Raw genomic sequence first — 21,142 nt, 5'->3', positions numbered from 1 at the left:
CTATATATAGATTAGTTGTTTTTAAATTTTAGCAAATAAGAATTGTATTTTAAATATAATTTCTAAAAGTATTATTGTTATAATTTTTTATGTAGAAGATGGTAGCCGAACTATAATCACCGGTTTCATGATTTACTATAAACAACGCAAAGATTTCTAAATATGACATACACAGATTACATTAAAGAGATTGAAGAAAGAAAACAACAGGGCTTACACCCAAAACCAATTGATGAAGCCGCTTTATTAAGTGAAATCATTTCACAAATTAAAGATGTAAATAATGAGCATCGTAAAGATTCGCTTCACTTTTTCATCTATAATACTTTACCGGGTACAACAAGTGCAGCAGGTGTAAAAGCAAAGTTTTTGAAAGAAATTATTCTTGGTGAATCTGTAGTTGAAGAAATTACTCCAGCTTTTGCTTTCGAGCAATTATCACATATGAAAGGTGGGCCTTCAATTAAAGTGTTACTTGACTTAGCCTTAGGTAATGATATTGCTATTGCAACGGAAGCAGCAAAAGTTTTAAAAACTCAAGTATTCTTATATGAGGCAGATACTGAACGTTTAGAGCAAGCAATGAAAGCAGGAAATGCAATAGCAAAAGAATTAATTGAAAGTTATGCTCAAGCAGAGTTTTTTACAAAGCTACCAGAAATTGATGAAGAAATTAAAGTAGTTACTTACGTTGCTGGTGTGGGTGATATTTCAACAGATTTATTATCACCAGGTGCAGATGCACACTCAAGATCAGATCGTGAGTTACATGGTCAGTCTATTTTTGAGCATAATAAGGAGATGCAAAAAGAAGTGTTAGCTTTAAAAGAGCAACATCCTGATAAGCGTATTATGCTTATTGCAGAAAAAGGAACAATGGGTGTAGGATCGTCTCGTATGTCTGGTGTAAATAACGTGGCATTATGGACAGGAATTCCATCGTCACCTTATGTACCATTTATCAATATTGCACCTGTAATTGCAGGTACTAATGGTATTGCACCAATTTTCTTAACAACAGTTGGCGTAACTGGAGGAATTGGAATTGACCTTAAAAACTGGGTAAAACAAAAAGACGAAAACGGGAATACTGTTGTAGATGCAGATGGCGAGCCAATTTTAAAAGAGGTGTATTCTGTAAAAACTGGTACGGTTTTAACAATCAATACCAAAGAGAAAAAATTATATAACGGAGACCAAGAACTTAAAGATATTTCAACAGCATTAACACCACAAAAAATGGAGTTTATCAAAGCAGGAGGTTCTTATGCGGTTGTTTTTGGTAAAAAATTACAAACTTTTGCTTGTAAAGTATTAGGAATTGAAGTTCCTCAAGTATATGCACCTTCTAAAGAAATTTCTGTAGAAGGACAAGGTTTAACAGCTGTTGAAAAAATATTTAACAAAAATGCTGTTGGAACCACTCCAGGTAAAACGCTACATGCAGGTTCTAATGTTCGTGTAGAAGTAAACATTGTAGGTTCTCAAGATACTACAGGATTAATGACTTCTCAAGAATTAGAAATGATGGCTGCTACAGTAATTTCTCCAATCGTTGATGCGGGTTACCAATCTGGTTGTCATACAGCTTCTGTTTGGGATGATAAATCAAAAGCTAATATTCCGCGTTTAATGAAGTTTATGAATGATTTCGGTTTAATTACTGGTCGTGATCCAAAAGGACAATACCATGCAATGACAGATGTAATTCATAAGGTATTAAACGATATTACTGTAGACGATTGGGATATCATTATTGGAGGAGATTCACATACACGTATGTCTAAAGGTGTTGCTTTTGGTGCCGATTCTGGTACTGTAGCATTAGCGTTAGCTACTGGTGAAGCAACCATGCCAATTCCAGAGTCTGTAAAAGTTACGTTTAAAGGAAACATGAGAAGTTTCATGGATTTCCGTGATGTTGTTCATGCTACGCAACAGCAAATGTTAAAGCAGTTTGATGGCGAAAACGTATTCCAAGGTCGTGTTATCGAAGTACATATTGGTACATTAACTTCAGATCAAGCCTTTACATTTACAGATTGGACTGCAGAGATGAAAGCGAAAGCGTCTATCTGTATTTCAGAAGAAGAAACGTTAGTAGAATCTTTAGAAATTGCTAGAGATCGTATCCAAATCATGATTGATAAAGGTATGGATAACGAAAAGCAAATGTTACAAGGTTTAGTTGATAAAGCAAACAATAGAATTCAAGAACTTAAAACTGGAATAAAACCAGCATTAAAGCCAGATGCAGATGCTAAATATTATGCAGAAGTAGTTATTGATTTAGATGAAATTGCTGAACCAATGATTGCCGATCCAGATGTAAACAACGAAGATCCTTCTAGACGTTATACACACGATACAATCAGACCTTTATCTTACTATGGCGGAACAAAGCAAGTAGATTTAGGTTTTGTAGGTTCTTGTATGGTACATAAAGGAGATATGAAAATTTTAGCTCAAATGCTAAAAAATATTGAAGCACAACACGGTAAAGTAGAATTTAAAGCGCCATTAGTAGTTGCACCACCAACGTACAATATTGTAGATGAGCTTAAAGCTGAAGGTGATTGGGAAGTGTTACAAAAGTACTCAGGATTTGAGTTTAACGACGATGCACCAAAAGCAGCTGCACGTACTAAATACGAAAACATGTTGTATTTAGAGCGTCCTGGTTGCAACCTTTGTATGGGTAACCAAGAAAAAGCTGAACCAGGAGATACAGTAATGGCAACATCAACACGTTTATTCCAAGGTCGTGTAGTAAAAGATACCGATGGTAAAAAAGGAGAATCATTATTATCATCAACACCAGTTGTAGTATTATCTACTATTTTAGGTAGAACTCCAACTATGCAAGAATACGAAGCAGCTGTTGATGGTATTGTTTTAACTAAGTTTAAGCCATCTCAAAAGCAATTAGTAATGTAATTACATTACTAATTATTATAAATATGAGCTCGAGTTTTTACTCGAGCTTTTTTTATTAGGGTAAATTTTATTTACAATCAACATTTTATAATAGAAAAAATTTATTTAGACTTTTTATAATTAAATAGTATGGTCATTTCTATGCTGTTTTTTTTTGGTAAATTAGTAAGCACAAAACAAAAACTTACAAAATATGGCTTTTGATATCGATATGATAAAGGAGGTTTATAGCAAAGTAGTTGAAAGAGTAGATGCTGCTCGTGAAATTACAGGTAAACCTTTAACTTTAGCAGAGAAAATTTTATATACCCATCTTTGGGACGGAAAACCAACTACAGCGTATAAGAGAGGAAAAGATTATGTAGATTTTGCTCCAGATCGTGTTGCGTGTCAAGATGCAACCGCGCAAATGGCGTTATTGCAATTTATGCAAGCAGGAAAAAGCAAAGTTGCTGTTCCAACCACGGTACATTGCGATCACTTAATCCAAGCTAAAGTTGGTGCAACTACCGATTTGCAACACGCATTAAACACAAGTAACGAAGTATTTAATTTTTTAGAATCAGTATCTAATAAATACGGAATTGGTTTCTGGAAACCAGGAGCAGGTATTATTCACCAGGTAGTATTAGAAAACTATGCATTCCCAGGAGGAATGATGATTGGTACCGATTCTCATACAGTAAATGCTGGTGGGTTAGGAATGGTTGCTATTGGTGTTGGAGGTGCTGATGCGGTAGATGTTATGGCAGGAATGCCTTGGGAGTTAAAATTCCCAAAATTAATTGGTGTAAAGCTAACAGGTAAATTATCAGGTTGGACAGCTCCTAAAGATGTAATTTTGAAAGTAGCTGAAATTCTTACTGTAAAAGGAGGAACAGGAGCTATTGTTGAATATTTTGGCTCTGGAGCTACTGCAATGTCTTGTACAGGTAAAGGAACTATTTGTAATATGGGAGCTGAAATTGGAGCAACAACTTCAACATTTGGTTATGATGAATCTATGGAACGCTACTTACGTGCAACTGAAAGAGCAGATGTAGCTGATGAAGCAAATAAAATTAAAGAATACTTAACTGCTGATGCTGAAGTATATGCGAATCCAGAGCAATATTTTGATCAAGTTATAGAAATCAATTTATCGGAATTGCAACCCTTATTAAATGGTCCTTTTACTCCGGATTTATCAACTCCCGCAGGTTCTAAAATGACAGAAAAGGCTAACGCTAATGATTGGCCATTAAAAGTTGAATGGGGATTAATTGGTTCTTGTACAAACTCATCTTATGAGGATCTGTCAAGAGCATCTTCTATAGCACAACAAGCATTAGATAAAGGATTAAAAACAAAAGCTGAATTTGGTATTAATCCAGGTTCAGAACAAGTACGTTATACCGCTGAAAGAGACGGGATTCTTCAAGTTTTTGAAAAATTAGATGCAAAGATCTTTACCAACGCTTGCGGGCCGTGTATTGGGCAATGGGCTCGTTATGAAGATCCTAAAAATGCACCTAAAAATAGTATTGTACACTCTTTTAACAGAAACTTCGCCAAACGTGCAGATGGTAACCCAAATACGCACGCATTTGTAGCATCTCCTGAATTAGTTGCAGCAATTGCTATTGCAGGTCGCTTAGATTTCAATCCAATAACTGATAAATTGATCAATGAAAATGGAGAAGAGGTAATGTTAGATGAGCCAACAGGATGGGAGTTACCTCCAAAAGGATTCGAAGTAAAAGAAAATGGATATTTAGCACCTGAGGAAGATGGAAGTGGGGTTGAAATAGTTGTAAATCCAAATTCTGAACGATTAGAATTGTTAACTCCGTTTACACCAATTGGTGATGAAATTAAAGGGGCCAAATTATTGATCAAAGCTTTTGGTAAATGTACTACAGATCATATTTCAATGGCAGGACCATGGTTGCGTTACCGCGGACATTTAGATAACATATCTAATAATATGTTGATTGGTGCAGTGAATGCGTATAACAAGCAAACTAACTTTGTAAAAAGTCAATTAACTGGTGAATACGATGCAGTACCAAAAACAGCAAGAGCATATAAAGCAGCAGGAATTCCTACGGTTGTAGTTGGAGATCATAATTATGGAGAAGGTTCTTCTCGTGAGCATGCCGCTATGGAACCACGTCACTTAGGTGTTGTAGCAGTTATCGTTAAGTCATTTGCTCGTATTCATGAAACCAACTTGAAAAAGCAGGGTATGTTAGGTTTAACATTTGATAATGAAGCAGATTATGATCTAATTCAAGAAGATGATACATTTAACTTCTTAGATTTAAATGAGTTTGCTCCAAATAAACCATTAACTATTGAAGTTGTTCATGCAGATGGTAGTAAAGACGTAATTAAAGTAAACCATACATATAATGCAGGACAAATAGAATGGTATAAAGAAGGTTCTGCGTTAAACTTAATTAAAAAGCAAAACGCTTAATTATAATTTAAATAGTTTAGGTATTAAAAGCTCTGGATATTTTCCAGAGCTTTTTTATTTTTGATACAATGGAAAATTTTTTAAAATCAATATCAAAGCAACCGATTAACGTAATTGATGAGTCAATTTTGATTGATAATTATGTTCCGATTTCAATTTCTTCAGAAAATACCGATTTACAAAGTTTTGATATATCTTCTTCAAAAGAATGGGAAGAATATATTACATCCTACTTAAAGAAGAACAATGGTAAAGTAGCTTATGGTGGCTATTTAGAAAAAAGAGATATTTATAATAGAAGTAAACATTTTTCTAAAGAATCAGAAGAAAATCAACGTAATATTCATTTAGGTATTGATTTGTGGTGTAATGCAGGAACATCTGTTTTAGCTCTGTTAGATGGAGAAATTCATAGCTTTAAAAATAACACCAATTTTGGAGATTATGGTCCAACTATAATTCTAAAGCATACAATTAATAATAAGGTATTTTATTCGTTGTATGGACATCTTTCTATAAATTCAATAAAAGATATTACAATAGGACAAAAAGTAAGGAAGGGAGAGGTTATAGGATTTTTAGGTGATAGCTCTGTAAACGGAGATTATGCTCCACATTTACATTTTCAATTAATAATAGATTTAGGAGGTAATTTTGGAGATTATCCTGGAGTTTGTGCTAAAAAAGATGTAGAGTTTTATAAAAATAATTGTCCAAATCCATTAACTTTATTAAAAATAAATACGATGGATTTATAATGACTGAAAAAGAAATTTTAGCAAAACTTGTTAGTTTTGAAATACTTAGTAAAGAGTCTAATTTACCAATAATTGATTGGATTAGCACTTATATAAAAAGCCACGGAGTTGATACAGTGTATGTATACAGCCAAGATAAAAACCAAGCTTCATTACATTGTAGAATAGGGCCATCTGTAGATGGAGGTGTCATTTTATCGGGCCATACAGATGTTGTTCCTGCTAAAGGCCAGCCATGGAAAACAAATCCGTTTGAGTTGGTAGAAAAAGATGGAAAATTATACGGTAGAGGAGCCTGCGATATGAAAGGTTTTTTAGCTTGTTTTTTATCAGTTCTGCCTAAAATGGTAAAAGCAAATCTTAAAAAACCTATTTATTTTGCGTTTTCTTATGATGAAGAAATAGGTTGTATATCTGCGCCAGAACTAGTTAGAAATATCTTAAACTTTTATCCAGAAAAACCAAAATATGCAATTATTGGAGAACCATCTATGATGCAACCTATTGTTGGGCAAAAAGGAATTTTAGATGTTTTAACAGAAGTAAATGGAAGTGAAGGACACAGTAGCGGTATTCATAAAGAAGTAAGTGCTATACATGAGAGTGCTAGACTTGTTTTATGGTTAGAAAATAAAATGAAATCTCTAGCCAATAGTATAATAAATAAGCACTTTTCTCCTCCATATTCAACAATTCATGTTGGAAAATTTAATGGTGGAATAGCCACAAATGTTGTAGCTAATAAAGTTACTTTAGAGTGGGAAATTCGCTCAATACCTCAATATACCACAACTGCTATTTTATCAGAATTTGAAGATTATTGTAGAGAATTAGAAAAAGAAAAGCAACAATTATTTCCTGATTTTAAAATTAAAAACACAAAATTGCACCCGCCAGTACCGTGTTTAGAAACAAATATAAACGAATCTATTGTTGAATTAATTTTTGAAGTTAGTGGGAATACAAGTGTTAGTTATGTTTCCTATGCAACAGAAGCAGGTCAATTTGCAGAAGTTGGTCTAGAAAGTGTTATTTGTGGACCGGGATCAATAGAACAAGCACATAGAGCAAATGAATATATATCTGTAGCACAAATGAAACTAGGTGTAGAAATGATTGAAAAAATAGTTTATAAATTGAGTGTTTAAAAGTATTTTTGCTTCATGAAATATAGACAATTAACAAAAGAACAATTTGAAAGCTTGCATGAGGAATTTGCTCAGTTTTTAGCATCTCAAAGTATTGATGTTAAAGAATGGAAACAAATAAAAGAAGAAAAACCACATGTTGCTGAAGAAGAAATGAATGTGTTTAGTGATGTGGTTTGGGATGATGTATTAACTAAAGTGAATTATTTAGAGCACTTTTCATCAAAAACTATTAATTTATTTAAGTGTGATAAAGAGAAAGTTCATAGAATTGTTATTAATATTTATACAAATACCGATTTACTAACAAAAGAAGGTTATGAATGGTTGTTAAAAAATCCTCAAGACAAAGCTGTAGAATATTTAAAAGGAGCTAAAAAATATGATTTAGAAAGAAATGTAGAGCTTTTTGATCTGATAGAAAAAGGAAGTAACATTTCTAAAGGACAATTATTCGAATATTTTCAAAAAATTTTAAGTTAGTTATTAACAATTTCGGGTTTTCCAAAACTTTTTCTCTATTTTTGGTCAAAATAATCCTCAAAAAAATGAAAAAATTATTACTTGTATTATTCATAGGTTTATCCTCATTAGCCGTTAATGCACAGCAAGATGTAGAAACTATTTTAACTTCAGGTAAATGGTTTATCGAATCTGTTCAAGAACAAGGACAGCAACCAGAAATGTCTGATAATAAAAATGATGAATGGATTGTTTATCATAAAGATGGCAATGCAGAAGAAAGTACATTTGAAGTGCTAAGCAAATCTAACTGGAGTTTTGATAAAGCAAATAAAACTATCAAGTTAACAGGAGCCGAAACTATTTTTTATAAAATTATTGAAATTTCAGAAGAAAAATTAATTGTTGAACAAAAAGAAACAGTAGATGCTTCAGAAGGTTTAATGATTACTTATGTAAAATAAAAATATTACAGTAGGTATTGTAACAATATGTCTGTACCTATAGTAGCAACGTCTTCAATAATGGTTAAGTTATTGAAGGCGTTTTTATTTATACTTGGTTTAGGATCAATAAAATAAATAGAAGTTTTAGGAGAAACAAAATTTACTAAACTAGCGGCAGGGTAAACTTGCATGGAAGTTCCTATTACAACTAAAATATCTGCTTGTTTAGTAACTTTAATAGCTTTTTCAAACATAGGTACATCTTCTCCAAACCAAACAATGTGTGGGCGTAATTGTGATTGATCTTCGGCTAAATCTCCTAAAACGATATCTTTTTCCCAATGATAAATTATACTGTTGTTTTTAATACTTCTGGCTTTTAATAATTCGCCATGTAAATGAATGATATTGGTAGAGCCTGCTCTTTCATGTAAATCATCTACATTTTGGGTGATGACACTTACTTGAAAATGTTTTTCTAAAAGTTTTAAATTATAATGAGCTTTATTAGGAACAACTTCAAATAATTGACGTCGACGTTGGTTGTAAAAATCTAAAACCAATTCAGGATTCTTATAAAAACCTTGAGGTGAAGCAACTTCCATAACATCATGTCCCTCCCACAATCCGTTTGCATCTCTAAAAGTACGAATACCACTTTCGGCACTCATACCGGCTCCTGTTAAAACAACTAGTTTTTTCATCATTTATAAAAATAATAATTTTTATATGTTTGCTAAATGATTGAAGAAGGATTATTACATTTTTTAGAAGATTACATAACTGATAATAGAAAAGAGCTTTTTAAAAACGTTTTAAATGAACGTACACGCCATTTTACGGTGGTTTTAGAAGATACTTATCAACCACACAATACTAGTGCAGTGGTACGTAGTTGTGATATTTTTGGTGTACAAGATGTGTATACTATTGAGAAAAAATATATAAGTAAAGTTTCTAAACACGTAGCAAGAGGAAGTCAAAAATGGTTAACCTTTCATCGATCAAAATCAGATGAAAATAATACGAAACAGTGTTTAGAAGAATTGAAAAATAAGGGGTATCAGATTATAGGCACTTCACCTCATTTAGATTCTTGTTTATTACCTGATTTTGATATTACAAAGAAAACCGCTTTTGTTTTTGGAGCTGAAAAAGAAGGAATTTCTGATTATGTAAAAGAAAACGCTGATGGATTCTTAAAGATTCCAATGGTTGGATTTACAGAAAGCTTGAATATTTCTGTAGCTGTTGCCATTATTTTACAAGATGTTACCAGTCGATTACGAAAATCAGAGGTTAATTGGCAGTTAACAGAAAAAGAAAAGCAAGAATTATATGCTGAATGGATTCAAAAATCCTTAAAAAATGTTGATAAGCTTACTGAGTATTATTTAAAGAATAAAAAGGCTTAATCATTTTGTGTGTAATAACTATAATCTTTTAAGATCTTTTGTATAAATTCTTTATCACTTTTTTCTTTTGATTTTATATTGGCAACTTCTTCAATTTTAGATCTTAATTTAATTAATGTATTAAAATCACTTCTTTTATTAATATTAGTAAATGTATCTTTTATTAAGCGCATATCATTGTCAGATAAATTAATAACATTAGGATATGTAGGTATGTATTTAGCGCTTATGTTTTCTATAATAGTTTCAGAAAATTCAGTTTCATCTTTTAAATTAATAACAATTGTATTGGAAATAATATCACCTAATCTTTGATTGTTTTTTGTAATAATTATTAAGAAAAAGCCTACTGATTTTCCAATAAAAAAAATGGTTACTATTAAATTGTACATGTAGCTTTCTTCTATATTTAATGAATAAATATATATGAATATTAAAGTAAAAAAATTGAAGTCAACCACTCTTAAAAACCATCGTATTAAATAGTCTGTTATTGAGGGTTTAAACCCTTCTATGTTAATTACCTTAATTTTTAAAATTTTCTTTCCAATGGTTTGACCATTCATTAATATTTCAGAGTATAAAGAATAAAAAGTAACAGGGAGCATTAAAATAACATAAAAAGCTTTCATACTCCAATTATCCATTTTAATACCTGTACTACTGATGTTTAAAAAATTAAAGAGAGTATACAAGTAAGTAAATTTTATAATATTATCTATAAAAAAAGCAGCTAACCTTTGTCCAACATCTGCTAATGTAAATTTGATATTAATATTTTGTGCGGTTTTTATTTGGAGTGTTTTCATGCAATTGTTAAATTCGTCTCGTATGAGAGAGGTCGCTTTTATAAAGCAAAATAAAGAAAAATGGCTAGAATTTGAACGAATAATTTCAAATAAAGAAAAAAAAAATTCTGATGATCTTGCTAATTTGCACATAAAAATCATGAATGATTTAGTATATGCGCAAACCTATTACCCTAAAAGTAAGGTTACTTTATATTTAAATAAATTAGCCAAAGGAAGCTTTGATAAAGTTTACCATGCAAAAAGAAGAGAAAACAATATTTTTTTGCATTTCTTTTTAGAAAAAGTTCCGTTACTTTCTTACAAATACAGAAAATATATATACCTGTCATTTATTGTTTTTTTCATCTGTTTTTTTATTGGGTTATTGTCTACACTGAATGATGCAACATTTGCAAGACAAATTTTAGGAAATAATTATGTAGACCAAACTATAGAAAATATAGAAAGTGGAGATGCAATGGCTATCTATAAAGGAGGAACCAATTGGGGTGCTTTTATAGGTATTTATGACAATAATCAAAGAGTTGGTTTAAACATGTTTTTATCGGGTCTTTTTTTAGGAATAGGTACAGGTTATTATGTGGTTATAAATGCTATAATGGTAGCAGTATTTCAAGCTTTTTTTTACCAACACAATACTTTTTTTGACAGCTTAAAAGGAATATGGATTCATGGTACTTATGAAATTTTTGCAATGATTATAGAAGCTGCAGCAGGTTATATTATTGGAGCTAGTATATTATTTCCAGGAACTTTACAACGATTTGAGTCTTTTAAAATAGGATTTAAAGATGCTTTTTATATCTTTATTAGTACAATTCCTTTTACCATTATTGCAGCATTTTTAGAAGGATATATTACAAGATATTCTAACATTATGCCAACTGTTTTTTGTTATGCAATCATTGTATTTAGTCTAATATCTATTAGCTATTATTATTTGGTTTTACCTTATAAATTAGCTAAAAAATATGCTTTAAGATAATGAAAAAAAAGATATTATTATTTTTTTTGGTGCTAACTACTTGTGTTTTTTCTCAAACAACCGAAAACTTTTCTCCGATACATTCAGACACTATCTTTTATAATAAAACTATTGATTATACTCAGAAAAGAGAGTTTAAATCTGATTTAAAAACCAAATATTTCGGTAAAGATTTTACTTATAAAGAAGAAAATGAAGATACAAAAGAAGAAATAAAAGAAATTCAACAAAAATCATCTAATTCAGGTTTTTTAAAATCGTTTATTTTCTTTATGAAATCTATCTTTCCTTTTGTATTGGGAGGAATTGTTGTATTTATAATTTTAAAACTATACGTGGGGTTTGATACAAGTTTTTTCAAATTTAAACCCACACAGATAAATACAACACAAACACTAGTTTATGAAGATGAAGATATTCATAATGCAGATTTAGAAAGTTTACTGAAAAAAGCAATTAATGAAAAAGATAATAGGTTATCTATTAGATATTATTATTTACTGGCACTAAAAAAACTATCTGAAAAAGAATTAATAAAATATGATAATGATAAAACTAACAGCGAATATCTTTTTGAAATAAAAGACACCCATACAAGGAGTTATTTTTCTTACCTTTCTTATATATATACTTATGTGTGGTATGGAAATTTTTCATTAAATGATACTGATTTCAGTAAAGTAGAAGAAAAGTATAAATTATTTTTTAAACAAATTAATTGAAAAATTTAAAAAACATACGAAGCATATTTGGTATAGTTGTTTTATTCTTATTAGTTGGATGTAATAAAACCAATTGGAATGAAAATTATAAAGAAAAATCTAAAGATCCATTTGGCATTTATATAACATACAATGAGTTAGAAGATTTGTCTGGTGAAAAGGTTCATTTTTTAAATGAAAATATTTACGATTATTTATTTCATAATTACACAGAACCCACTAAAGATTTTGCAACATATATTTGTATAAAAAATTCAACTCATAAACTTTCAAAAGATGCTATTAATAATTTATTAACTTTTGTAAATGATGGCAATCAAGTTTTTTTATCCCTAAATAAATTCAATTCTATTTTAAAAGAAAAGTTAGAGCTTACAACTGTTAATCTAGATACAAATGCATTCGGCATTTCATCACTTAAAAAACTTAAAGGAGAATTATATTTAGAAAACAAAAATTTTAAAAATCAACCTTATTTTTACGATAGAAATCTTCGAAAGATATTTTTTGAAAAGTACAATTCTACAACAACTGCTGTTTTAGGAAATATTAAAGTAAATGGTAAAAATCAACCCAACTTTATTAAAGTACATTATGGTAAAGGCATTATTTATTTACATACAAATCCAATAGTATTTACAAATTACTTTTTATTAAAAGATAAAGATAATTATGTAGAAAACGTATTTTCTTATTTACCACAAACTAAAATACTGTGGGATCCTCAAGTAAAATCAAGTAAGTTTGTTGTTAAAAAAGAAGAAAATAAAGAGTCTATTTTTAAATTCTTTTTACAATATGATACTTTAACATGGTTTTTATTTATTTCTTTTACAGGCCTTGTTTTATTTATTTTATTCAATGCAAGAAGAAAACAAAGAGCAATTCCTATAATAAAACCTTTAGAAAATACTACAGTAGCCTTTACACAAACAATAGCTAGTTTATATTTAAAAGAAAAAAATCATAAGAATTTAGCAGATAAAAAAATAAAATTCTTTTTAGAAAAAGTAAGAACTAAATACCTATTGAATACCAGTCATTTAAATGCAAAATTTATTGAAAAATTAGCGGCTAAATCGGGTAATAGTATACAAAACACTAAGTATTTAATTCATACAATTATAGAGATAGATAAAAAAACTGAATGTTCTGAAGAGCAATTAACGGTTCTTCATAAAATGATTGATAACTTCTTCAATAAATAAAAATGGATATAGAAAATAACGAACAAGAATTTAAAAATATAGAATTTGAAAACAGAATCAACTTATCTGAGTTACAAGAAAGTGCTTATAAAATAAAGCAAGAATTACAGAAAGTTATAGTTGGACAAAAAGAAATGCTAGATTTATTATTAGTATCTCTTTTATCAAATGGACACGTATTAATTGAAGGAGTACCAGGAGTAGCAAAAACAATTACAGCTAAATTATTATCCAAAGCAATAGCCATTGATTTTAGTAGAATTCAGTTTACTCCAGATTTGATGCCGTCTGATATTTTAGGAACTTCAGTATATAATATTCAAACATCCAATTTTGAATTCAAAAAAGGACCTATTTTTTCTAATATGATTTTAATTGATGAAATTAATAGATCTCCAGCCAAAACTCAAGCAGCTTTGTTTGAAGTAATGGAAGAAAAACAAGTTACTATAGATGGTCAAGTATATACAATGGAAGAACCATTTATAGTATTAGCAACACAAAATCCTGTAGAACAAGAAGGTACATATAGGTTGCCAGAAGCACAATTAGACCGTTTTTTATTTAAAATAAATGTTGAGTATCCAAATGCATCAGAAGAATTAGAAATAATTAAAAGAGAACAAGCTTTAGAAAATACTGTTAAAACAAATAAAGTAAACACGTTAATTTCAGCAGAAAAAATTATAGAGTTTAGGAATTTAGTAAAACAAATAACAATAGAAGAAAACTTATTAAAATACATAGCTAATATTGTTGTAAATACCCGTTCAAATACATTTTTGTATTTAGGAGCATCACCAAGAGCTAGCATTGCCATTTTAAATGCATCTAAAGCATTTGCGGCAATTGAAGGTAGAGACTTTGTAACGCCCGAAGATATAAAGAAAGCAACAATACCTGTATTACAACACAGAGTAATTGTAACACCAGAAAGAGAAATGGAAGGATTAACAAGTAAACAAATTATTGAGCAAATTATTGAAGCTGTAGAAATACCAAGATAATTACTTAGATGAAAAACCTTTATCATACATTATTTTTAAACAATAAGTTTTTTTATTACTTAGCAATAATTGCTGCGCTTTTTGTTGTTGGTTTTTTTGTTCCTATATTTTTTGATATTTCTAAAGTTTTAGTATTCATCCTAATATCATTAGTTTTTATTGATATACTTTTATTATATAAATTAAAAAAAGGAATTCAAGTTAAACGGTTTGTACCTGAAAGATTATCTAATGGAGATGATAATAAAATATCACTAGAGCTGAAAAACAGATATAATTTTACAGTTTATTTAACCATTATTGAAGAGTTACCCTTTCAATTTCAAAAAAGGAATTTTTCTTTTTCCGTTAAACTATTAAGTAAAAAAGAAAAAACAATTCACTATAACTTAAAACCAACTGAAAGAGGTATATATGATTTTGGAAATGCAAATGTATATACTTCAACTCCATTACAATTAGTAGCCAAAAAATATATTTTAGAAAAAAAAGAAGAGTTAAAATGCTATCCTTCTTTTTTAAAATTACGAGAATTTGATATTCATAACTATTCTAATTCTTCAACGTACGGAACAAAAAAAGTAAGGAGAATAGGCCACTCCTTAGAGTTTGAACAAATTAAAGAATATATTTCTGGAGATGATATTAGAACTTTAAACTGGAAAGCAACAGCTAAAAGAAATCAATTAATGGTTAACCAGTATGTTGAAGAAAAATCACAATCTGTTTATTCGGTAATTGATAAAGGTAGAGTAATGCAAATGAGCTTTAACAAATTAAGTTTGCTAGACTATGCTATAAACGCAACTCTTGCAGTTAGTAATGCCGTATTAAAAAAGCAAGATAAAGTAGGAATGCTTTCTTTTTCTAATAAATTAGAAGATTGGGTAGTTGCAGAACGTAGAAATTCTCAAATGAATTTAATTTCAGAGAGTTTATATAATTTAAAAACTAATTTTTACGAATCAGACTTCAGTAAGTTATATGCTGTTGTAAAAAGAAAAATTACTCATAGGAGTTTACTTATTATATATACCAATTTTGAAACATTGGATGGACTAAATAGACAATTACCTTACCTACGCGCATTGGCTAAAAATCATTTATTATTAATTGTTTTTTTTAAAAATATAGAGTTAGATACTTTAATACACAAAAAAGTAGAAAACATACAAGATATTTATGATACTATTATTGCTGAAAAATTTATGTTTGAAAAAAAGCAAATAGTAAATGAGTTAAAAAAGTATGGTATTCAAGCTATACTTACGACACCAGACAACCTTACAGGAGATACAATAAATAAATATTTAGAACTTAAATCAAGAGGATTATTTTAAAAAAAAAAGTGGTAATATTGCCCCAACTATTAATAATTTAAACTAAAAACTACAAAAAATGAATTGGTATTTAAAAGTATTAAAACAGTATGCAGATTTTAATGGAAGAGCAAGAAGAAAAGAATATTGGATGTTTACATTATTCCATATAATAATCATATTTCTACTCGTTTTTATAATAGGAATTGGAGGCACAAATGAAAGTTTTAACTCTCCATTATTTTATTTGATTATCATCTATGTATTAGCTACTATCATTCCTACAATTGCTGTTACAGTTAGAAGATTGCATGATATAGGTAAAAGTGGTTATTGGTATTTTATCACATTTATACCTTATATAGGAAGTTTTTGGTTATTGTTTTTAACATGTAAAGACAGTATTACAGGTTCTAATGAATGGGGAGATAATCCAAAAGGAATTGGAAACGATCAAGCGATTAGTGAAATAGGTTTAGAATAGTAGTTATTCTAAAAAAGAAATAAATAAAAAGCGAGGTAATTCCTCGTTTTTTTATGTTGTTAAAATTTTATACACAAATTCTTTCGTCAATGGTTTTCCATTGGCGATTTTTTTAATGTGATCAAACGTAAAAACAAAATCACAACCATTTTTATATTCAGAACAACCGTAAGCTGATTTCCCCTTTAAAACAGTTCCTTTTTTACATTTTGGACAAGCTAAGGTATCTGGAATTTCTTTTTTTACTTTAGTTTTTTTCTCTTCAAGTTTAAGGTTAAAATTATCATCAAAACGGATCAAACCTTCTACTTTATCATTATGCTGTTTAAAACCTTTTAAATTGGTTGTACAACCTTTTTCAAGTAAACGAATTAGCTGATTTGTAGATATTTTTTTGTCAAGAAAACTGAAAGGAAGTGTAAAATCACAACCATTGTTATAATTCGAGCATCCGTAAGCAGAACTTCCTTTTAGTAATTTTCCAGTTTTACATTTTGGACATTCTTTACCTACAATTGTTTTTTTAGACCCTGATTTTTTCTTTTTTTCTACAGATGCTTGTTGCTGCTGTTCATTTTCTGAAAGACGAACCTTTTTTTGGCTTGAACGAACTTCATACACCAATTGATCAACCATTTTTTTCATCTGATTGATAAAAGTAGAAGCATGATACTCACCTCGCTCAATCTCTTTTAAACGTTTTTCCCATAAACCGGTCAATTCCGCAGATTTTAGAAGTTCATTATCAATCAAATCAATTAAGTCAATTCCTGTTTGTGTAGGAATAATTAACTTTTTTTGACGCTCAATATATTTTCTTTTGAACAGAGTTTCTATAATGCTAGCTCTTGTTGACGGTCTTCCAATACCATTTTCTTTCATCAGTTCGCGCATTTCATCATCGTCAACTTGTTTTCCAGCAGTTTCCATAGCGCGTAGGAGAGAGGCTTCGGTATAATTACGAGGTGGTTTGGTTTCTTTTTCTAAAAAACTAGGTTCGTGCGGACCTTTTTCTCCTTTTTCAAAATTAGGTAAAATGCTTTGGTCAGATACTTTTTTTGGCTCCTCTCCAAACTCAAAAACAACACGCCATCCTTTGGTTAGTATTTCTTTTCCGGTAGTTTTAAATGATACTTCATCAGCTTTTCCAATAACTGCTGTATTGGCAATATCACTATCCGGATAAAAAACAGCAATAAATCGTCTGGTAATAATATTGTACACTTGTTGCTGATTGTATTGAAGATTCGTTTGAATTCCTGTAGGAATAATTGCGTGGTGATCTGTTACCTTTTTATCATTGAAAACTTTGGTAGATTTTCTAATCTTTTTACCTAATAAAGGTTGCGTTAACTCTGCATAATTGGTCAACTTTTGTAAAATTCCCGGTACTTTTGGGTAAATATCATTTGGTAAAAAAGTGGTATCAACCCTTGGGTAGGTAACCACTTTCATTTCATATAATTTTTGTACTATTTTTAGTGTTTCATCCGCAGAAAAACCAAATTTATTATTGCAATAAACTTGTAATCCTGTTAAATCGAAAAGCTTAGGAGCATATTCTTTTCCTTTCTTTTTTGTTACAGAAACGATTTCAAACTCACTTTCTTTTACTTTATCTGCAAATGCTTGTCCTTCTTCTTTCTTTAAAAAACGACCTTCTTCACAGTTAAAAATAGTTTCTCTATAGGTGGTTTGAAGTTCCCAATAAGGTTGAGGCTTAAAATTTTGAATTTCTTTATATCTATCAACCAACATAGCCAAGGTAGGAGTTTGCACTCTACCGATAGACAAAACTTGTTTATAACCACCAAATTTTACGGTATATAAGCGAGTTGCATTCAAACCTAATAACCAATCGCCAATAGCTCTTGAGTAGCCTGCGTAGTACAAATTATTGTACTTTTCTTCATCTTTTAAATTGTCAAAACCTTCTTTAATAGCCTCTTCTGTAAGAGAAGATATCCATAAGCGTTGTACTTTACCTGTATATCCAGCCTGATTAATGACCCAACGCTGAATCAATTCTCCTTCTTGACCCGCATCCCCACAATTAATAACCACGTCAGCTTTTTCAAATAAACTTTTAACAATATTGAATTGCTTTTTTATTCCAGAATCGTTGGATACTTTAGTTCCAAACTTTTCAGGAAGCATAGGTAAGTTGTTTAAATCCCAACTTTTCCAGTAGGGTTTATAGTCTTTGGGTTCTAAAAGTGTACATAAATGCCCGAAAGTATACGTAACCGCATAACCATTACCTTCAAAGTATCCATCTCTTTTGGTATTGGCTCCTAAAATGCTGGCAATTTCCCTAGCAACACTTGGCTTTTCGGCTATACAAACTTTCATTAAATGCAAATTGGGAGGTCGAAAATACTAAAAATCTTACGTTTTTAAATTAGTTTTATAATGTTAAATGTATGTCTAAACAAAATCTCTAACATCAATAGTTTCTCCGTTAATAAGTTTATTTTGTTGTTCTAAAGTATAGATAGTTTTAGCAACAAATTCGGCAGAAAAAAGCTGCTTATTTTCTTTTAAATCAATAAAACGTTGCAAGTTTTTAAAATCTTGTGGATCTGTACTTCTAATTTGTGATTGCATATTAGTATCAACTACTCCAGGTCTAATTCCAAAACATTTTACACCGTTTTCTACGTCTTTTTGTTCTTCAGAAATACTTTTAGTCAGCATATCTAAGGCAGCTTTTGAAGTACAATACACACTCCAACCAGCATAAGCATTTACAGCAGCTCCAGATGAGATATTAATAATATGCTTTTTACAAGTAAGTTGTTGTGTTTGTTTAATGAATAAACTTGATAACACAAGTGGAGTAGTGGTGTTTAATTGAATAGATTGTGAAATATCTTCAGAAGAAATATTTTCTAAATTTGAAATAGTACCTAATCTACCAGCATTATTAATTAAGGTTATTGAATGAATTTCTTGCTTTTTAATTTCATCCATTAACATTTTAAAAGAATTATGGGTTTCTTTTAAATTGGACAAATCAACAGATATTTGTGTTACTTCTTGAATATCGGCAATACTTCTGGCCAATGAATATACTTTGTAATTGTTTGAAGCATAATGCAAAGCCAAAGCTTTTCCTATACCTTTGCTTCCTCCGGTAATAATTGCAATATTCATAAGTAGAAATTTATATTTAGAAAGATAAATTTATTTAAAAAAGCTTTTAGATTCTTCCCAGAAAACATCCATTTCAGCTAAGCTCATTTCTGAGATGGGTTTGCCAATTTCGGCAGCTTTTTGTTCAAGGTATTGAAAGCGATTGATAAATTTTTTGTTGGTTTTTTCTAAAGCATTTTCAGGATTTACCTTAATAAAACGAGCATAATTGATCATAGAAAACAATACATCTCCAAATTCTTTTTCAATATTTTGTTGATGTCCGTTTTTAATTTCTTCATTCAATTCAGAAAGTTCTTCTTGTAGTTTTTCCCAAACTTGGTGAGGTTCTTCCCAGTCAAAACCAACTCCGGCTACTTTATCTTGAATTCGATTTGCTTTTACCATAGCAGGTAAACTTTTTGGAACACCTTCTAAAACGGATTTTTTTCCTTCTTTTAGTTTAAGTTTTTCCCAGTTTTGTTTAACCTGTTCTTCATTTTCAACCACAACATCTCCATATATATGTGGATGTCTATCAATCAATTTATCAGAGATGGCATTGGCAATATCAGCAATATCAAAAGCCTTTTTTTCACTTCCGATTTTTGCATAAAAAACGATGTGCAAAAGCACATCGCCTAATTCTTTTTTTAACTCGTCTAAATCATTATCTAGGATAGCATCACCCAATTCATATACTTCTTCAATAGTAAGATGGCGCAAGCTTTCTAGCGTTTGTTTTTTATCCCACGGACACTTTTCTCTAAGGTCATCCATGATGTTTAATAAACGATCAAAAGCTTCTAGTTGTTGTTTACGAGTATTCAAAATTTATTCTTCTGAGGTGGTTTCTTCTTGTACTAAAGTACTAAAATCAAAATTAGCTTTTGCTAAAATGTTATACCACTGAATTACTTTTTTAATGTTTGAAGTATAAACACGCTCATCATCAAAATCTGGTAAAACTTCAGCAAAATAAGAAGTTAATTTATCAGCACTTTCTTTATGAGATATAGCTTCTTTACCATCTTCTTTATCTGCAATATTTTTAAAGACCTGAGCTAATGGTACTTCTTCACTAAAAGTATAAATTGCTATATTTTCTAATAAACTAACATTATGTGTTGCATTAATAGGCATACGTTTTTGGTCTATTAATGATTGTACAATTACTCCTGATTTAGTTTGTGATAAAATTTCAAATAAACCTGGTTTTCCGGTAACGGCAATAATTTTACTAAAATTCATGATTGTTATTTTTTTAATTTAGGAAAACGCATTCTGTATTCTGCTCTTATTTTTCCTTTTGATATATTTTCTAATTTCTTTTTAATTAAACGTTTCTTTAAAGAAGAAAGTTTATCTGTAAATAAAATCCCTTCAATATGATCGTATTCATGTTGAAAAACTCTTGCAGCTAAACCATTTAATGTTTCGGTATGCTTTTTAAAGTTTTCATCTTGATATTCAATGGTAATTTGTTCTTTTCTGTAAACATCTTCTCTAACATCAGGAATACTTAAGCATCCTTCATTAAAGACCCACTCTTCGCCTTCTTCTTCTACTATTTTAGCGTTGATAAAGACTTTATTAAAATCTTTTAATACCTCTTTTTCTTCTTCCTCTAAATCTTCATCCTTTGCAAACGGCGATGCATCAATTACAAAAAGACGAATATCTTTGCCAATTTGAGGAGCAGCCAAACCAACACCAGAGGCATTGTACATGGTTTCCTTCATATCTGCAATTAATTTATCTAATTCCGGATAGTCGGCATTAATTTCTTTTCCAACTTTTCTTAAAACAGGGTCGCCATAAGCAACTATAGGTAAAATCATAA

General features: G+C 30.0%; 20 protein-coding genes. 13 read left to right on the top strand and 7 right to left on the bottom strand.

What is annotated here, in order from left to right; translation table 11 throughout:
• The first annotated feature begins 162 nt into the window (after positions 1-162).
• The 6 genes from SLH33_RS02445 (at position 163) to SLH33_RS02420 (ending at position 8,230) form a co-directional block, all read left to right on the top strand.
• On the top strand, positions 163-2,937 hold the full coding sequence (locus SLH33_RS02445; protein WP_320417473.1) for a bifunctional aconitate hydratase 2/2-methylisocitrate dehydratase: 2,775 nt from the start codon (positions 163-165) through the stop codon (positions 2,935-2,937).
• 193 nt (positions 2,938-3,130) lie between these two features.
• Entirely contained in the window at positions 3,131-5,398 is a 2,268-nt protein-coding gene (locus SLH33_RS02440; RefSeq protein ID WP_320417472.1) for an aconitate hydratase, read from the top strand.
• Positions 5,399-5,466: 68 nt separating this feature from the next.
• Positions 5,467-6,156, top strand: a complete 690-nt coding sequence (locus tag SLH33_RS02435; protein ID WP_320417471.1) for a peptidoglycan DD-metalloendopeptidase family protein — start codon at positions 5,467-5,469, stop codon at positions 6,154-6,156.
• Entirely contained in the window at positions 6,156-7,304 is a 1,149-nt protein-coding gene (gene argE / locus SLH33_RS02430; RefSeq protein ID WP_320417470.1) for an acetylornithine deacetylase, read from the top strand. The genes SLH33_RS02435 and argE overlap by 1 nt, the downstream gene beginning before the upstream one ends.
• A gap of 15 nt (positions 7,305-7,319) precedes the next feature.
• On the top strand, positions 7,320-7,787 hold the full coding sequence (locus tag SLH33_RS02425) for a DUF6495 family protein (protein WP_320417469.1): 468 nt from the start codon (positions 7,320-7,322) through the stop codon (positions 7,785-7,787).
• Between the two features lie 65 nt (positions 7,788-7,852).
• Positions 7,853-8,230 carry a lipocalin family protein gene (locus SLH33_RS02420; RefSeq protein ID WP_320417468.1) on the top strand — a complete coding sequence of 126 codons (378 nt, stop codon included), beginning with the start codon at positions 7,853-7,855 and terminating at the stop codon, positions 8,228-8,230.
• A gap of 5 nt (positions 8,231-8,235) precedes the next feature.
• Here the strand turns inward: SLH33_RS02420 and SLH33_RS02415 are convergent, their stop codons facing one another.
• Positions 8,236-8,916: an NAD-dependent deacylase gene (locus SLH33_RS02415; RefSeq protein WP_320417561.1), complete on the bottom strand. Its 681-nt coding sequence runs from the start codon at positions 8,914-8,916 to the stop codon at positions 8,236-8,238.
• Positions 8,917-8,952: 36 nt separating this feature from the next.
• Here SLH33_RS02415 and SLH33_RS02410 point away from each other — a divergent pair, with 36 nt between their 5' ends.
• On the top strand, positions 8,953-9,627 hold the full coding sequence (locus tag SLH33_RS02410) for an RNA methyltransferase (protein ID WP_320417467.1): 675 nt from the start codon (positions 8,953-8,955) through the stop codon (positions 9,625-9,627).
• Here the strand turns inward: SLH33_RS02410 and SLH33_RS02405 are convergent.
• Complete coding sequence (locus tag SLH33_RS02405; protein ID WP_320417466.1) at positions 9,624-10,436, bottom strand: RDD family protein; 813 nt, start codon at positions 10,434-10,436, stop codon at positions 9,624-9,626. The genes SLH33_RS02410 and SLH33_RS02405 overlap by 4 nt on opposite strands.
• Positions 10,437-10,458: 22 nt before the next feature.
• On the opposite strand from SLH33_RS02405, the gene SLH33_RS02400 reads away from it, so the two are divergent.
• From SLH33_RS02400 to SLH33_RS02375, 6 genes are read left to right on the top strand one after another with little or no spacing between them, the layout of a single operon-like run.
• Positions 10,459-11,424: a stage II sporulation protein M gene (locus SLH33_RS02400; RefSeq protein ID WP_320417465.1), complete on the top strand. Its 966-nt coding sequence runs from the start codon at positions 10,459-10,461 to the stop codon at positions 11,422-11,424.
• Positions 11,424-12,146 (top strand): hypothetical protein, encoded by a 723-nt coding sequence (locus SLH33_RS02395; RefSeq protein WP_320417464.1) that lies wholly within the window; start codon positions 11,424-11,426, stop codon positions 12,144-12,146. The genes SLH33_RS02400 and SLH33_RS02395 overlap by 1 nt, the downstream gene beginning before the upstream one ends.
• Positions 12,143-13,354, top strand: coding sequence for a DUF4350 domain-containing protein (locus SLH33_RS02390; protein ID WP_320417463.1), 1,212 nt, complete (start codon positions 12,143-12,145; stop codon positions 13,352-13,354). Before SLH33_RS02395 ends, SLH33_RS02390 begins: the two co-directional genes overlap by 4 nt.
• Positions 13,355-13,356: 2 nt before the next feature.
• Positions 13,357-14,361 carry a MoxR family ATPase gene (locus SLH33_RS02385; protein ID WP_320417462.1) on the top strand — a complete coding sequence of 335 codons (1,005 nt, stop codon included), beginning with the start codon at positions 13,357-13,359 and terminating at the stop codon, positions 14,359-14,361.
• 8 nt (positions 14,362-14,369) lie between these two features.
• On the top strand, positions 14,370-15,701 hold the full coding sequence (locus SLH33_RS02380; RefSeq protein ID WP_320417461.1) for a DUF58 domain-containing protein: 1,332 nt from the start codon (positions 14,370-14,372) through the stop codon (positions 15,699-15,701).
• A gap of 58 nt (positions 15,702-15,759) precedes the next feature.
• Entirely contained in the window at positions 15,760-16,164 is a 405-nt protein-coding gene (locus tag SLH33_RS02375; RefSeq protein ID WP_320417460.1) for a DUF805 domain-containing protein, read from the top strand.
• Between the two features lie 51 nt (positions 16,165-16,215).
• Here SLH33_RS02375 and SLH33_RS02370 read toward each other — a convergent pair whose 3' ends face one another.
• From SLH33_RS02370 to def, 5 genes are all read right to left on the bottom strand, one after another.
• Complete coding sequence (locus SLH33_RS02370) at positions 16,216-18,516, bottom strand: DNA topoisomerase 3 (protein ID WP_320417459.1); 2,301 nt, start codon at positions 18,514-18,516, stop codon at positions 16,216-16,218.
• A 75-nt stretch (positions 18,517-18,591) separates the two neighbouring features.
• Positions 18,592-19,320 (bottom strand): (S)-benzoin forming benzil reductase, encoded by a 729-nt coding sequence (locus SLH33_RS02365; protein WP_320417458.1) that lies wholly within the window; start codon positions 19,318-19,320, stop codon positions 18,592-18,594.
• Positions 19,321-19,350: 30 nt separating this feature from the next.
• Entirely contained in the window at positions 19,351-20,130 is a 780-nt protein-coding gene (gene mazG, locus SLH33_RS02360; RefSeq protein WP_320417457.1) for a nucleoside triphosphate pyrophosphohydrolase, read from the bottom strand.
• Between the two features lie 3 nt (positions 20,131-20,133).
• The gene (locus SLH33_RS02355; RefSeq protein ID WP_320417456.1) at positions 20,134-20,550 is read right to left on the bottom strand and encodes a DUF5606 domain-containing protein; all 417 of its coding nucleotides are present in this window, start codon (positions 20,548-20,550) and stop codon (positions 20,134-20,136) included.
• Positions 20,551-20,555: 5 nt separating this feature from the next.
• Entirely contained in the window at positions 20,556-21,140 is a 585-nt protein-coding gene (def, locus tag SLH33_RS02350) for a peptide deformylase (RefSeq protein WP_320417455.1), read from the bottom strand.
• Positions 21,141-21,142 lie beyond the last annotated feature (2 nt).

Source organism: Tenacibaculum sp. IB213877, from assembly GCF_034043975.1.
In the GTDB taxonomy this organism is placed as follows: Bacteria; Bacteroidota; Bacteroidia; order Flavobacteriales; family Flavobacteriaceae; genus Polaribacter.
Note: the sequence above shows the minus strand (reverse complement) of the source record. Positions and strands in the feature narration are given on the sequence as shown.

Coding starts and splice junctions, on each gene's coding strand:
- SLH33_RS02445 (WP_320417473.1), top strand. CDS start 163: ATGACATACACAGATTACATTAAAGAGATTGAAGAAAGAAAACAACAG.
- SLH33_RS02440 (WP_320417472.1), top strand. CDS start 3,131: ATGGCTTTTGATATCGATATGATAAAGGAGGTTTATAGCAAAGTAGTT.
- SLH33_RS02435 (WP_320417471.1), top strand. CDS start 5,467: ATGGAAAATTTTTTAAAATCAATATCAAAGCAACCGATTAACGTAATT.
- argE (WP_320417470.1), top strand. CDS start 6,156: ATGACTGAAAAAGAAATTTTAGCAAAACTTGTTAGTTTTGAAATACTT.
- SLH33_RS02425 (WP_320417469.1), top strand. CDS start 7,320: ATGAAATATAGACAATTAACAAAAGAACAATTTGAAAGCTTGCATGAG.
- SLH33_RS02420 (WP_320417468.1), top strand. CDS start 7,853: ATGAAAAAATTATTACTTGTATTATTCATAGGTTTATCCTCATTAGCC.
- SLH33_RS02415 (WP_320417561.1), bottom strand. CDS start 8,916: ATGAAAAAACTAGTTGTTTTAACAGGAGCCGGTATGAGTGCCGAAAGT.
- SLH33_RS02410 (WP_320417467.1), top strand. CDS start 8,953: ATGATTGAAGAAGGATTATTACATTTTTTAGAAGATTACATAACTGAT.
- SLH33_RS02405 (WP_320417466.1), bottom strand. CDS start 10,436: ATGAAAACACTCCAAATAAAAACCGCACAAAATATTAATATCAAATTT.
- SLH33_RS02400 (WP_320417465.1), top strand. CDS start 10,459: ATGAGAGAGGTCGCTTTTATAAAGCAAAATAAAGAAAAATGGCTAGAA.
- SLH33_RS02395 (WP_320417464.1), top strand. CDS start 11,424: ATGAAAAAAAAGATATTATTATTTTTTTTGGTGCTAACTACTTGTGTT.
- SLH33_RS02385 (WP_320417462.1), top strand. CDS start 13,357: ATGGATATAGAAAATAACGAACAAGAATTTAAAAATATAGAATTTGAA.
- SLH33_RS02380 (WP_320417461.1), top strand. CDS start 14,370: ATGAAAAACCTTTATCATACATTATTTTTAAACAATAAGTTTTTTTAT.
- SLH33_RS02375 (WP_320417460.1), top strand. CDS start 15,760: ATGAATTGGTATTTAAAAGTATTAAAACAGTATGCAGATTTTAATGGA.
- SLH33_RS02370 (WP_320417459.1), bottom strand. CDS start 18,516: ATGAAAGTTTGTATAGCCGAAAAGCCAAGTGTTGCTAGGGAAATTGCC.
- SLH33_RS02365 (WP_320417458.1), bottom strand. CDS start 19,320: ATGAATATTGCAATTATTACCGGAGGAAGCAAAGGTATAGGAAAAGCT.
- SLH33_RS02355 (WP_320417456.1), bottom strand. CDS start 20,550: ATGAATTTTAGTAAAATTATTGCCGTTACCGGAAAACCAGGTTTATTT.
- def (WP_320417455.1), bottom strand. CDS start 21,140: ATGATTTTACCTATAGTTGCTTATGGCGACCCTGTTTTAAGAAAAGTT.